Annotated in this window: 1 protein-coding gene (cut by a window edge); it reads left to right on the top strand. The window is 72.5% G+C overall.

Annotated features, from left to right (window positions below; translation table 11 throughout):
• Positions 1-15,030: the end of a hypothetical protein gene (locus ID554_RS09740; RefSeq protein ID WP_117229469.1), read on the top strand. The gene continues 35,442 nt to the left of window position 1, outside the view; only the last 15,030 of its 50,472 coding nucleotides appear in the window; the start codon falls outside the window, past its left edge; the stop codon is at positions 15,028-15,030.
• Positions 15,031-15,094: the final 64 nt, after the last annotated feature.

Here is a 15,094-nt window from a genome sequence, read left to right as displayed (position 1 = left end):
TTCGCGCTGATGCCGGGGGCGGCAGGGGGTGGCGCTCGGGGCCGGTCCACGTACCAACACCAGGCGCTCCTCCTGCGCGTGCACACCACGGTGACCTCCACCGGGCCGACGGTGCGATTCGCGGTGAACCTCCTACCGGAGGCCGTCGTCGAGTACGGGGATGGCACCGTCGAGATCATCTCCGGTGTGCCGACACGGCCGCTGGTCCGGGTACCCGAGACGATGAGCACTCCCGAGCATCCGGGCGGCAGCGAGGTGCCGGACGTCTCGCCGGGGCCGGCGACGATCCGCTTGTTGGCGCCCTGGGAGGTGGAGCCGGCCCGGCTGGTGCGGTGGAAGAACGACCCGCTCGCGGTCCGCCTGCCCGCGTTCTTCGGACCCGGCCAGGTCCGGGGAACCGTGTCGCTGCGGCTCGCGGCGCAGCGCCTGCTCACCATGATGGTCAACGGCGGCACCGGTCTGCCGGGCAGCGACCTCACGGCGATGGACCGGATCGGCTCGTCCTATCAGGTGGCCGGATCGGACGCGAGCGCCACCCTGAAATCCCTGTTTACCCGAACCGTCCTGAGCAGCACCTTCTTCCAGATCAACGACGCGAGCGACCGGGACTCTGCCGGCCGTCTGCCGGATGTGGACGGCGAACAGGCCGGGTTGGCCCTGCCGACGGTGTCGGTGCTCTCGGTCCGGAGCGTGACGGAGGGCACGTGGCGGGACGTGGACGCGCGGCTTCTCGCCAACCTGCGCAACGTGCGCCTGCACTCGGTGTCCGGGCCCACCGGTGAGGTCGTCCGGATCGAGCGGCGCAAGGTGACGCTCACCCCATCGGGCGTCGATCACCAGCACGCGGACAGCGGAATCCAGGACCTGCTCTTCCAGACCTCGTTCGACCATTGGAACCAGCGCGACGGCGAGATCAACGAAACCGACCTGTTCGCGCTCACCGGGGTGAACGAGACGTCCAACACCGAGGACGACGCCGTCGGTGACGAGGGTGAACCGGGCGGCTACCGCAGCATCCGCGACATCGGGCGCACCTACGAGTACCGGGCCGACGTCGTATACCGGTTCGTCGCGACGCTCGACGGGCGAGCCGAAGGCATCGAGGTGGTCGTCCCCGACGGCTTCTGGTTCCGGCTGCGCGAGCGGGAGGCGTTCACCACCCATCTGTTGACGGTGCCCGTGGCTGCGGCGCTGACGCCGCCCATCGAGATGGTCGACGCGGCCGCCGCCACCTATCGCAGGGCCGCGCAGGAGGCAGAAGACGCCTGGCACCGGATGATCGTGGCCGGGCAGGATCTTGCGCAGCGGATCGAGGCCGAGCAGCAGGCGTGGCAACGTCTTCTCGATGCGGTCGCCGCAGCCCGCGCGAACGACGACTCCCCACTGCCCAGCGGCGTCGAGAGCCTGCTTCGGCAATGGACCGCTCATCGCGACGACGAGTACCAGCCGCAGGTCCAGACGGTCCAGAAGGCCCGCGAGGAATACGTCGACGCCCTCCGAGTGGCCTCCGCGGCCAACCGGAGATTCCGCGAGGAGCAGGCGGCCCCCGTGTTCGACCTTTCCGAAGCCGAGCCGGGTGTCGCCGCCGAACTGCCGGCCGGGCGGGCGGCGGCGGAGGCAGCTGACGACGGTGTGGAGTTCCAGCAGGAGGAACTCAGCAATGCCTTGAAGGCGCTGTCCGGGCCGGTCAGCCTAGCGCGGCTGACGGACGACCATGCCGAGCTGGGGCCGCTCGCGACGGCCTGGCATGAGGCGATCGATCGGGTACACGCGGCGGCCGGCACGGCGGCAGGCGAGGTGGCAGGCGAGGCAGATGACCGTCTCGATGGTTACCCGAAGTTGCGTGCGAAGGCCGACGAGGCCGCGAAGCAACTGCGGAACCTGCGGCTCTCGCTCAAGCACCAGGTCGAGCGCCTGGTGCCGGGCAACGTCTGGCCGGCCGAGTCGGGACCCCGATCGGTCGACGACAGCGGTCTGCCGTCCACGCCGACCGTCGTCGATCTGGACGTACCGGGCGGCGGAGAGTTCGCGGACGCGGGTGTCCGTTTTCCCGGTGGTCGGTACTGGCCGCCGGAGGCGGGTGGGTCCGAGTCGGCGGTGCCGACGTCGTTGCCGGTCATCGCGGGTGTGTTCGTGGCCGCGCTGCACGGCGACCGCCGGGGTGTCCGGATCAACGGTCGGCACGTCTCGATGGCCGGTTTCGCCGAGTTGGTGCGCCGGACGCCGGGATGGTCGGGGCAGCCGTTGGTGTTGGCGATCTGCGACTGCGCCACCGACACCTGGTCCACCCGGTTCGCCGACAGGTTGCGGCGGATTCTGCGGGTGGACGTGTACGCCAGCGACGGCTGGGTGGAGACCGACGACGAGCGGCTGCGGGCGTTCCGCGTGGGCTTCGCGCCGACCGACAGGCCGGATTCCGGTGCAGCGGCCCCGGTCGTCGACGACGAGATCGTGGTGCGGCGTGACCTGGCGGTGTTCTGGCGGTATCCGGCCGACGGTGGTGATCCGGTGCGGGTCGGGTCGGACCTGGTCGCCGTAGGAGCGGGCGAGTCCTCCCCAGCGCTGTCGTGGTCGCTCGATCCGGACCCGGTGGGTGTGCTCGCCGTGGAGAGCCCGGAAGCGCAGCGGGCCTCGCACGAGCTGGCCCGGACCCACTACGAGGCGCTGACCCGCGCCTGGCAGAGCACGGCCGTCGCGGGGGCGGCCGATGCACCTGCCGGGCCGGTGTCGACCTCCGACCGGTCCGACCTGGGCGGCACCGACGCGGCCAGGTCCGCCGCCGAGGAGGCGCTCCAGGAACTCGCCGACCACCTCGCCGCTGCCGAGCAGATGCCGCCGCCCTCGGTCGAGCTGTCGCCGCACACCGGCACGGCCGGCGGCCTCGACCCGGTCACCTGGACGGCGCGGGTGGCGGTGGACGAGCCGGACCGCATGCTGACGGAGTTGCGGCGGGCCGTCCTGGCGGCAGCACAACACTTCCTGGCGCACCGGCTGACGGCGAGCATCGGTGACGAGGAGACCGGCCGGGACGCGGTCGGTCGGCTGGCTCTGAACGCGGCCCGGCGACACCCGTTGTCCGCCGAGGACACCCGGTGGAACCTGGCCGTCGCGCTCCGGCGGGATCTGTACCACCCCGAGTACGGCGACGCCGTCCGTCGGCCGGTCCGGGAGCGACTGCACCGGGCCGCCCGCGACGCCGACCGGCGGCTCGGCCGTGCCCAGCGCATTCCCGGGTTCAGTCCGCAGGTACGCGATCGGCTGGCACAGGCACGAGACGAGGCGTGGCAGCGGTACGCGTCTGCCGTGGAGTCGTACCGCAACTCCCTGACGCAGACCCGGGCCGACGCGCTCGAACTCGCCGCGTCGCAGCTCGGCTCGGCCCGGGACTGGCGCACGGACCTGCTCGGCGCCGACCTCGACGCACCGCCCGGACAATGGCTGCTGCCCCGGCCCGGCGGCCTGTACGTCGGTCCCGACATGCAGACGCTGGGTGAGCTGCCGGACCGCCCGGCGCATCCGTCGCGGCTGCGCCTGGTGGTGGACGCCCGGGACGCCGGGTCGCTTCGCAGGGCGCGGCGGCAGGTCCGGGCGGTGGTGCAGGCACTGCCCGGTCACCTCGCGGACCGGGTGATGGTGGAACTGCTACCGCCCGCACCGCTGGACACCACCGGGGCGATCAAGCTGGCGAAGCGGCTCGGCGGATCCGGCCGGTCTCTGCTGCTCGGCCGGGACGCGGTGACCGGCGTACCGGCCCGGTCGGAGCGGGTCCGGCCGCTGCGGGCCGGAGGCTGGGACAGCCTCGTGGCGACGGCCACCGAGTTCGAGTTCCGCCCGAGGGACGCCGCACCGCCATCGACGCTGCGCCTCAGCCCCTCCCTGCACCTGCCCCGTGGGTCGGACGGGACCTACCGGCTCGCCGATGAGCGCGACCGCTGGCTGATCCTGGGCGAGGAACTGTCGCTGGACGGCGCCGTGCCCGGCCCGGTCCCGTGGGCGGCGCTGACACAGGCACGCCGCGTGGCGTGGGCACTGGCCGGGGGCGACGACCTTCACCCGATGCCGCTGCGTACGCCGGACGAGGTGGCCGCGCCGCCGCCGATGCCTTCGTCGTCCGCGTCGGACGCCGTCGGGCCGGACCTGCTCGGCCCGGTCGACCCGGCGCGCTACGTCTGGTCCGGCGGTGCCGGCGATCTCGGGTTCGCGCTGCCGGATCTGGTGTACGCGCTCGGTGACCTGGCCGGTGTCGCGCCGGATGCGCCGCCGGACACGGCCCGCGAGGCGTGGGGGCGGCTGGCCGAATCCGTCGGCGTCGGCTCCGGCGACCCGCTGGCGCTGCTGGACGTCGGGTTCGTGGCCGCACTCGCGTACGGCTTCGGGGGCCTGACCTCGGCCCGGTTGACCGCTGCCCGGCAGCTCGTCGCCCTCGACAGCGGAATCTCCGCCGGCCCCGCAGCCGCCTGGTATCGCAGCCCGGCCCAGCTCACCGCCCTGCTGCACGAGCTGTGGGGCCTGTCCGACCCGGACCCGGACACACCGCTGGCCCGGGACTGGTTGATGGTCGCCGTCGAACTGGCGCCGGGCGCCGCCGACCTCGCCGAGCTGGCGCACCGTCGACGGCAGCTCTACGCCACGGTCGACGCCTGGATCGACTCGGCCCGTCCCCTGTTCGGCGGCCGGGTGTGGTCGGTCGGCGATGCCGGTCCCGAGGACCCGTGGCCGGACGCGGCGGTGATCGCCTACCCGGCCCACGACGACGGCCGGCCGCGGCCCCTGGACCCGGCGATCGGTGTGCCCGGTGGGGCAGGCTGGCTGACGGTCCTGCTCGACCGGGCACGCGCCGCCGATCCCGACCTCTTCGGCGGCCCGGTCGTGGTCCGGCCGGTCGGCATCGACGCCCGGTGGCTTCCGGAACTGCGTCGGCAGGCCATCGCACTCGACCACCGGCTGTCGCAGAGCTTCCAGGTGCAGCCACCTCGCGCGCACACCGAGCCGATCCTGCGACTGCGGGGCGGACGGGGAGCCCGGGAGCTGGAGTTGCCGGTTCTCCTCAGACGCACCGACCCGGGCCGAGGGCGAGGCCGCCGGGACATCGCCCGTTCACCGCACGGACTCCGGCTGGACGCCGACGGTGGCACCGGCGGCCGCCTGGAGGTGGTCGAGCCGCCGATGCTCGTCCTGGACGACGAGGTCATCGGCGCCGACCCGACCGTGGTCGCCCGCGCGACGGCCGAGGCGTCCCGGCGGGTCAACTGGCCGGGCCGGCTCGGTTCCGTCTTCGACGACTACGCGGTCGACCCCGACATGCGGGAAACACCGCTCACCCCGCTGACCGAGCTGCCCTACGTGCAACACAATTACGGCTTCCCGGTCGAGGACCTGCACGAGTTCCTCGGGGACCTGGTCGACTACCGCGACCAGGCCAGGAACGAGGCGTTCGGGAAGGCCGCCGCGTTGACCACGCAGGGCCTCGTCTTCGCTGAGTCCGTCGTCACCGCGTTCAACGGCGGCGTGAAGCCGGACCTGACCCGGCCGTCGCCCGCCACTACCCTGGCCGGTTACCTGGCGCACGAGTACACCCGGGTGGGCGCGGTCGCGTCGGCTTACCACACCGAGGAACACCGGCCGAAGAACCTGCTGCTCTGGGCCACCCGGGAGACCTGGCGGGCCGCGCTCGCCGCGCTCCCGGCCGAGCTGCGGCGCTACCTGCACACCCACGCCGAGTGGGTGCAGGACCAGTTCGTCAGGCACTACCGGATCCACCACGCCGACCAGTTGACGAAGGCTGGACGCGGCGCGGACCTGCTGGACGTCGAGGTGCCGGGGAAGTCGTTCACCCTGCGCCAGGTGCTCGACAACGTGGTCCGCACCAACCCCGACCGCGTGATCACGCCGGCCGAGGCGCTGAACATCCGGACCTACACCGACGAGATCGACTCCAACGAGGGCCACCTGCGCCATGTCGGGTTGCGGGTCGGCGAGGGACGTAACTTCGGGCTGGCGCACTCGATGTTCTCCTCGGTCCTCGAACGCGACGGCCAATGGCTGTGGCGGCGGGTTCGTCGGGGCTATCAGAAGGTCGCCTTCGCGCGTACGGCGTCGGCCGCCCCGCCCACCGTCGAGCTGGCCGACCTGGTGGCGGACCTGCGACGCCAGGTGGCGTCCGGTGAACCGGCCCCGGGCGGCCCGGCCGGGCCCGGACCGGTCTGGCAGGGCGCGCTCCGGCTGCTGACCGGGCTGCTGGAGCACCCGGACCGGCTCGATCTCTCGGCGATCGGCGACGTGCTGGACCGGGTGCCGCCGCAGCGGCGCGTCGACCTGGCGACGGCAGTGCTGGAGAGCGTGCACCTGCGACTGGACCCCGCGTTGCGCCGCCGGATCCGGATCGTCGACCTGCGCGCGGTGGACCTGCCCGAGCGGTCGTGGCCCAAGATTCACCAGTGGTTCCCGAAGGCGGAACTGCGCGTCGTCGACGAGCCGGTCCAGTTGCCACCCACCTGGACGGAGGTCAGCGACCGGTTCGCTGGTGCCAACAGCGCGCCGGTCCGGGTGCCGGTGCGCGACGTGGCCCGGCGCCTGGATGAGCTGGCCGGGGACCGACACCGGGTGGCCGGGTTCGCGCACGGTCTGGGGCTGACCGACGACCCGGCCACCGGCGCCGACGCCCGGGAGGCGCTGCACGACCTGGCGTACCTGACCGCAGCCGTCTCCGGGACGGCGTTCGGCCGGGCCGACCTGGAGCGCCTCGCCAGCCTGCTGACGGCGCTGCCTTCGGAGCACCGCGTGGTGACCTGGAGCGACCTCGAAGCGGCGGTCGGCCGGCTCTCCGCCGACCAGCCGTGGACCGTGACGCTGTCTGTGCCGGACGTCCGCTGGCTGCTGGAGGTGCTGTCCGACGGCGACCGGCGGGCGGCGGACGCACTTCTGCGTGCGGCGGCGGCGCTGGCCCGCTGGGTGTACGGCCCCGAGCCGCGCGAAGGCAGTCTGGCCCGGTTGGGGCGGACCATCGAGGTCTTCACCGGGCGGACCTTCGTCGGGGAGACCGACCTGCGGCAGGCCGTCGCCGCTGTCACCGACGGCGACCCGGCGCAGCTTCGCGGGACCGACGTCGCCCTGACGGCCACACTCATCACCGACCTGGACAAGCGCGAACCGGCAACGGTCGACCTGCTGCGCGAGGTGCGGGCACTTACCGCGCGGCTTTTCGACAACGAGGCCAAGGCGGCGGACCTCGTCGGTACGGCCCGGCTGGTCTCCGTGCTGCCGGACCGGCCGAGACTCGACGATCCGGCCGCCCTGATCACACCGTTGCGACGGCTGGTCTTCGAGCATCTGCGGATCTCCGAGGTGGAGCCGCGACACCTGCGCTGGCTGGCCCGGACCCTCCGTCACTTCCGTGACGAAGCGGTGGAGATGCTCCACATGCTGGCCCGGGACACCAACGTCCTGTTCGGCCCGACGGCCACCGCCGACGACATGGTCGGGCTGGGACGCCTGATCGGCCTCCTGGCCGGCCCCCGCCGATGGAACCTCAGGCTGGACGACGTCGTCGATCTGGTGCGTCACCTGGAGGCGCCGGCCGGCCGCGGGCCGCTCCGACTGGCCTACGTCGACGTTCAGGCGTTGACCCAGGTGGTCCGGCAGGCTGCCGACGGCGACGTCGTCGCCACCGTGCGCGACACCCTCCGGTCCGTCTGGTCCGTGTTCGGCTCGTCGGACGATCCGCAACCGATGGCGGGGGACCTGGCGGGCCTGGTGCACCTGGTCCGAGCGCTGGGGATCGGCCGACCGTCGGTGGACCGGGATGAACTTGCCGCCGCCGTACGGCGGGAGATCTTCGCCGACGACCCGCTCTGGACGGGCAGCGTCGCCGAGATCAGAGCGGTGGCGAACGCTCTCCTCGGATACAGCGCAACCGACGGGGCCGCACGGCAGCTCCGGCGTCAGGTCTGGGCGTTCGAGCCGCCCGGCCATCCGGCCAGCCGCGAACTGGTGCAGAACTGGCGGCAGACGCTGAGTGACTGGCTGACGGATCTCGCTCCGTTGGACGCCGAACCGGGCCCGTTGGCGCAGCAGACCGGTCTGCGACACGGGACCAGCCTGCGGAAGCGGTTCGGCCGGCTGCTCCACGCGGGCCTGCCGGTGGACGGCGACGAGCAGGAGTCGTTGCTCACCCTGGGCGTGTGGGCGCGGGCGCTGTTCGGCGCGCGGACCACCGTCACGCAGGTCGCCTCGGTGCGCCGGCTGTCGGCCGCGCTGGCGGCGGAGGACCGGCGCCCGGTCCAGTGGGGCAACCGCTTCGACCTGGCGGTGTGGGCGCTGCGCGGTGGCGACTCCGCAACGGTCACCGACAGCGAACTGAGGCGGCTGCTGGCGGCCGTGGAGCATGCCAAGAACACCCGAGGCGACCGGCCGGTCCGGGTGGCGGATCTGCCGGCGGCCTGGGCGGCGGTGGGCAGCGCACCGGAGACGGCCGGGGACTCCACTGCGACATCGCGCGGCAGCCGCAAGGTCCGGGTCGGCGGCCAGGTGTCCGGCGACGTGTGGGCGGTCGACGACGCGTCGCGCGCCTCGGACGACGGCGGCCTGCCGGCCCCGTCCACGCCCGCCCTGCACGGCGGCGTCGGCGGAGAGTTCGCCGACGCGGGCCTCGGCTTCCCGGGTGGGCGGTACTGGTCTCCCGAGGCGAGCGGTCCGGAAACCGCCGTGCCGCAGTCGTTGTCGACGATCCCCGGCGCCTTCGTGCTCGCCCTGCACGGCGACGCCCGAGGCGTACGCGTCAACGGCCGGCACGTCTCGGTGGCCCGCTTCGCCGAGATCATCCGGGTGACGCCGGGGTGGCGGGGTCAGCCGCTGGCGCTGGCGATCTGCGACTGCGCGACGGACTCCTGGTCGACCCGCCTCGCCGACACGCTCCGCCGCATCCTGGGCGTCGACGTGTACGCCAGCGACGGCTGGGTGCAGAGCGAGCCGGGGCGGCTGCGGGCGCTGCACGTCGGCTTCGACCCGATCGGCGAGTACGCGCTGCGGCGCGACCTGGCGGCATTCTGGCGCTATCCGGCGGACGGCGGCGATCCGGCGCGGATCGGACCCGAGCTGACCGGAGTGCCGGTCGTCGGGCAGCCGTCGGCACCGCCCACGTCGGTCGACCCGCACCCGGCCAGCGGGTTCGCCATGGCCGCCTCCGAGGTGCAGCGGGCCTCCCACGACCTGGCCCGGACCCACTTCGACACGCTGCGGCGAGCCTGGCAGAGCACGGCCGTCACGGGGGCGGACGATGCCGCTGTCACCGCCGCCGAGGACGCGCTGCGGGAACTGGCCGCTCACCTCGCCAGCGTCGAACAGATGCCGCCACCCTCGGTCGACCTGCTGCCGCCGGACACCGACGGCCTCCTCGGTGCGGTCTTCGACCGCCCCACCTGGACCGTGCGGGTGGTCCTGGACGAGCCGGACCGGATGCTCGTCGGGCTGCGGCGGGAGGTGCTGGTCGCCGCGCAGCACTTCCTCGTTCACCGTTCGGTCGCGGCGACCGACGACGAGTGGTCCTGGCAGCAGGTCACGCAGGGGGTGACCGACCAGACCGCGCTGGACGCGGCCCGCACGAACCCGCTGCCCGTCGACGACGATCGGCACGGCCTTGCCACGGCGCTGCGACAGGACCTGTACGACCCCGAGCACGGCGACTCGCTCCGTCGACCGGCCCGGGAGCGGTTGCACCAGGACGGCCGCGACGCTGACCGGCGATTGGCCGAGGCGACGGAGACCCCCGGCTTCAGCCCCCGGACGCTGGCCTGGCTCGGTGTCGCCCGTGAGCAGACCTGGGCGCGTGCGACGACCGCCTCCGCCCTGCACCTCGCGTCGCTGGCCCAGACGCTGGCGGACGAGCTGGAACTGACCTCGTCGGCCCTCGGTTCGGCCCGGGACTGGCGGGTGGACCTGGCCGACGTGGACCGCATCGCACCGCCCGGACAGCACCTGCTGGCCCGCCCCGACGGCCTGTACGTGGGCCCCGACCGCCAGGCCCTCAGTGACCTGCCGGAACGCCCAGCACACCCGAGCCGCCTCCGGGTGGTCGTGGACGTCCGTGCGGCTGCCGCCGCATCGGCGGTGCAGGCGGCGCTGGACGTGCTGCCCGATCACCTCAGGGCACACGCGATGGTGGAGGTACTGCCAGCGGCACCGCTGACGACCGGTCAGGCCGTGGAGCTGGCCGACCAGCTCGGCGGGAGCCGGACGCTGCTGCTGGGCCGCGATGCGCTGGCCGAGGTGCCGGTGCGATCGGGGTGGATCCGTCCGCTGCGCGCCGGCGGGTGGGACAGCCTCGGTGCGACGGCCACCGAGTTCGAGTTCCGGCCGTTCCGCGCCCCGGCGTACTCGGAGTTGCGGCCCGGTCCGGGCCTGACGCTGCCGTCGACCCGTGTTGACGGCTACGCGCTCACCGACCACGACGACTGGTGGCTGAGCCTCGACGACGAGCTGACCCTGCACACGGGACCGACGGACGAGCCCGCACCCTGGGCTGCGGTGGTGCTGGCCCGTCGGGTCAGCCGTGCCCTGACCGGGGGCGAGAGTGTCCACCCGCACCCGCTGCGGGTCCCGGACGTGGTGGCTGGTCGACCCACGTTCCCCGACCGACTCGTTTCGACAGCGGGCACGTCCGACCTGATCGATGCCCTGTTCGGGCAGGTCGACCCGGGCCGTTATCGGTGGCCCGGCGACGACGGTGGCATCGCCTTCGGCCTGCCGGACCTGGTGCGCGCCATCGGTGACCAGGCGAGCACCACGTCGAGTGATCCACCTGGTGTCCGCCTGTCCTGGTCACACCTGGCCGAGGCGGTCGGTGTCGACCCGCGCACTCCGTCGGCCCTGCTCGACGCCGGTTTCGTCGCCGCGCTCGCCTACGGGATCGGTGGGTTGAGCTGGCCCCGGTTGACCGCAGCCGGGCGGCTGCTCGCCCTGGACGGGTCGATCGGCGGCGCGGATCCGGCCCGGCTCACCGCGCTCGTGCACCGGCTGTGGGGCCTGCCCGCACCGGCACCGGGCGAGCCGTTGGCGCTCGATTGGCTGGTGACGGCGCTGGAGCTGGCCACCGGGGCGGTCGACGCCGACGACCTGGCACGGCGGGTGACGCAGACGCACGCGACGATCGACGAATGGATCGACTCGGCGCGGTCGGCGTCCGAGGGACGGGTGTGGTCGCTCGGCGGTGTCCGTGCCGAGGAGCCGTCCCCGGACGGGGTGGTGGTCGGCTACCCGGCGCGCGAGGACGGCAGGCCCCGGCAGCAGGACCCGGCGGTGGGCGTACCCGGTGGTGCGGCCTGGCTGACGGTGCTGCTCGACCGGCTGCGAGCCGCCGACCCGGACGCGTTCGACGGGCCGGTGGTGTTCCGGCCGGTCGGCCTTGGCGCCCGTTGGTTCCCGAAGCTGTGGTTCCGAGCCGGCGAACTCGACCATCGGTTCGGCCTGGACTTCCAGGTGCAGCCGCCGCGATCGCTGACGGCCGGTAGCGGCGAGCAGGCCGACGCGGCCACACCGCCGACCGGTACGGCACCGACGGCCGCCCTCGCGCGCCATCGTGCCCTGGCCGGGCTGACCGGGGTCGCGTCGGGAACGAACGCGCTGGCCGACGTCGCCCGGCGGGAGGCCGTCCGGCTCCGGCGGAGCATGGCGGCGCACGCGGAGACCTCGACCGTCATTCACGTCGCCGAGGAGGGCCGGGGCGGCACGACCTTCCGGGCGGTGCGGGTGCTCGTCGGCGAGAGCGGTCTGCACGGCCTCGACCCGGAGACCGGGCTGCCGGACCGGGACTACCGGTGGGCGGGCAACGGCCGGTGGGAGACGGTTGGCCGGCTGCGCGGCGGGCGGGGCGGCAAGGAACTGGAGGTGTCCAACCTCAGGTGGCCCGGTGACGCGTCGCCTCGCCACGCCAGACGGATCGCGACGTCCAGGGACGGATTCCGTCTCGACGCGGATGGACGGTGGGGCGACGTTCTGGAGATCGTCGAACCGGCGACACTCGTGCTGGACGACGAAGAGGTGGGCGCAGACCCGCACTCCGTGACCCGGACGACCGCCGTCGCGATGAGGCGAGCATCGCGGCGCTCCACCATCGGCGAGGCGTTCTCGGACTGGACGGTCGCTCCCTATTTCCGGCAGATGTTGATCGTTCCCGACAGGGGCTACGCCATAGAGGCGCAGCACAATTACGGTCTGCCAGTCGAGGGCATGTACCAATTCCTGGAAGACCTCGTCGACCATCAACGCCGGCACCACCCGGAAACGCGCGTCGACCAGCTGGCCCTGCTCGACGAAGGTCTGGACTTCGGCCGGCTGATCGCCACGGAGTTCAATGGTGGCCTGCGCCCCGATCTGACCATGCCCTCCCTGGCCACGACCCTCGCTGGTCACCTGGCCCACGAGTACACGCGGGTCGGTGCGGTCGCATCGAGGTTCTACCAGGTCAGAACTATGTCGAAGAACCTGTTGCTGTGGGCCACCCGGGAGACGTTCCATGCCGCGCTGATGGCACTTCCGCAGGAGTTGCGGAACTACCTGGCGACGAACGCCGCACGGATCCAGCGCCTGTTCGCCGACCACTATCGTCGGCGCTACGGTGTCAGCCTGGACCTGAACGTTCGCCCGGGTGAATTGCGGAACCTGCTGGACGACCGGCCGCGGAGCGCGAGGTTCACGGTGCGGGAGTTGCTGGACAATGTCCTTCGCCCGAATCCCGGCCGAATCATCGGAGTGGCCGAGGCACTCGGCATCACCACGGAATTCGCTGCGGTCGACACCAACGAAGGGCATCTGACCCACGTCGCGTTGCGGGTCGGGGAGGGGCGGGGCTTCGGCAATTTCGAACCGTGGTTCCGCGCCGAGGTCGAACAGGACGAGGAGTGGCTGCGAAGGAGGGTGCGTAAGGGCTACCGGCGGGTCGTCCTCGAACGCTCGGTGCAGAAGTTGGTCAGCGCGGTCGATCTCGTCGAGGTGGAATCCGATCTTCTTCGCCAACTGGCGTCGCTCGACGGTTCGGCCGAGGGGGTGGGCCGAGAGGCGACCGACCTGCGCCGCATCTGGCAGGCCACGCTGCGATTGGTGGTCGGCCTCCAGGACATTCCCAGCCGGCTCGCCCTGTCGACCGTCGGTCCGTTGTTGGCGCAGGTCCCCGAGGGACACCGGCCGGTTCTGGCGACGGGCCTGCTGGAGAGTGTGAACCTGCGACTGGACCCGGCGCTACGCCGGCAGATCACCATGGTGGACGTGCGCGGAGCAGGTCTGGACGGACCGACCTCGCACCGGGTCCAGCGGTGGTTCCCGAAGGCCTGGCTTCGGGTGGCGGACGACCAGATGTGGCCACCACTGCGGTGGGCGCAGCTCAGTGACCGGTTCCGTGGGGCGAACACCGCACCGGTGCGGGTGTCGGTCCGGCAGGTAGCCGAACGGCTGGCGGACCTGGCCGGGGGCGCGCACCGGGTCACGGAGTTGGCCCGGAACCTGGGGGTGGAGGCCGATCTGCCCGGCGATGCGGATGCGGAACAGGTGCTGTACGACATCGCCTACTTCACCGCTCCCGTGTTCGGGCCTGCATTCGGCGCCAACGACCTGGTGCGGATGAGCCGGCTTCTGCTGGTGCTGGGCCGCGATCATCGTCCGCACACATGGGAACAGATCGAGGTCTCGGTCGGTCGGCTGCTCGGTGCGCCGACGCCTTCGGTCACCTTGTCGTCGCGGGACGTGGCGGCACTGGAGGCATTGATCAGCCCCACCGACTCGCCGGAACGGAATCGGGCAGCGCTCCGCAACCACGTGACCAGAGCCGAGATGATCTTCGGTGGCAAGCTCACGGCGGGAGACATCTCGCGACTCAGCCGTGCCGTGCCGGTTCTGTTGTCGCAGGGGCTTCTGGCCGGTGACCTGAACGCGGCCCAGGCCAGCCGAGCGAGGGTCGCCATCGACGTCGTCGCGACGTTCCGCACAGCCATCATGCCCGCTGAGGTGAGGAGTCGATTCCTGCACGTGCAGCGGCTGAGTGAGGCCGTCTTCGGGGCGTATCTCCGAGAGCCGGACATGGTCGGTCTGGCGCGGTTGTTGACCGCGTTGCCGCAGGGGCTGCCGCTGGACCAGCCCTCCTCGTTGCAGGCGGTCACCGCCCTCCTGCGGCGACGTCTGCCGATGCTCGGCGAGATCCGGCCGATGCACCTCCGCTCGCTGAGCCGCCTCCTCATCCAGCCATGGGGCGATGTCGCGGAGGAGATCGACAACCTCGTCGACGACACCGTCATCGTCTCCGGGCAGAATGCGAATGCGGCGGACCTGATCGGGGTGAGCCGCCTCGCCCAGGTTCTCCGCTCCGTTGCCACCCAGCGCCAGCCCATGCTGGCTGAGGTGACCGCAATGTGGGCACGGGCGAACGGTCTCGTCCTGAAGCCGGATCGCTTCGATCTGCGGGCACTCGTACACACGGTGCGCGATGCCGACAGGCGCGACGTGGACCCCTATCCCGAACTGGTCGACCTCATCACCCTGGCCCGACAGGTGCTGGGGCAGCCGGCGCGAGGCGGGGACCTCGCGGCGCTCGCCGTCCTCCGGGCAGGCATTCCAGTCCCGCCACCCCCGCCCCCGCGCCCGACTGATCGAGCCGCCGCGGCGGGAACGCTCATCGTCGTCCCTGGGCCCGGTGCGGCCGGGCGGGACGGTGCCGCCGACGCCCGCGCCAATCTGCTGATCCGCTCCATCGGTGGCGGTGATATCGCGACGATCAGAATGCTCTCCGACCGGGCTGACAGTGCGAGCACCACTGCTGTCGAAGACGCAGCCGTAGCGTTACTGGATCGGGTACTCGCCATCCTCGACGGTCGGCCGGGCACCCACGTCATGCCGGTCGACCTCGTCGTCGACCTCGAACCGCACAAGCTGGACGCGAGCCGATCACTCCGTGCGTTGGGAGTTCGCCAGCCGGCGCACAACGAGCAGTTGGCCGCGCTCAGCCGATCGCTCTTCGTCTGCCCGCCGGGGACGTCCCGGCGGCCATAACGGGGACTGTCGCGCGTCCCGTCCGGGATGCCACGGTCACGGGGAGACGATGAGGAGCCGTGGC

It is taken from the genome of Micromonospora craniellae (assembly GCF_014764405.1).
GTDB lineage: Bacteria > Actinomycetota > Actinomycetes > Mycobacteriales > Micromonosporaceae > Micromonospora > Micromonospora craniellae.
The sequence above is the reverse complement of the archived record's forward strand: the minus strand, read 5'-3'. Positions and strand labels throughout refer to the sequence as shown.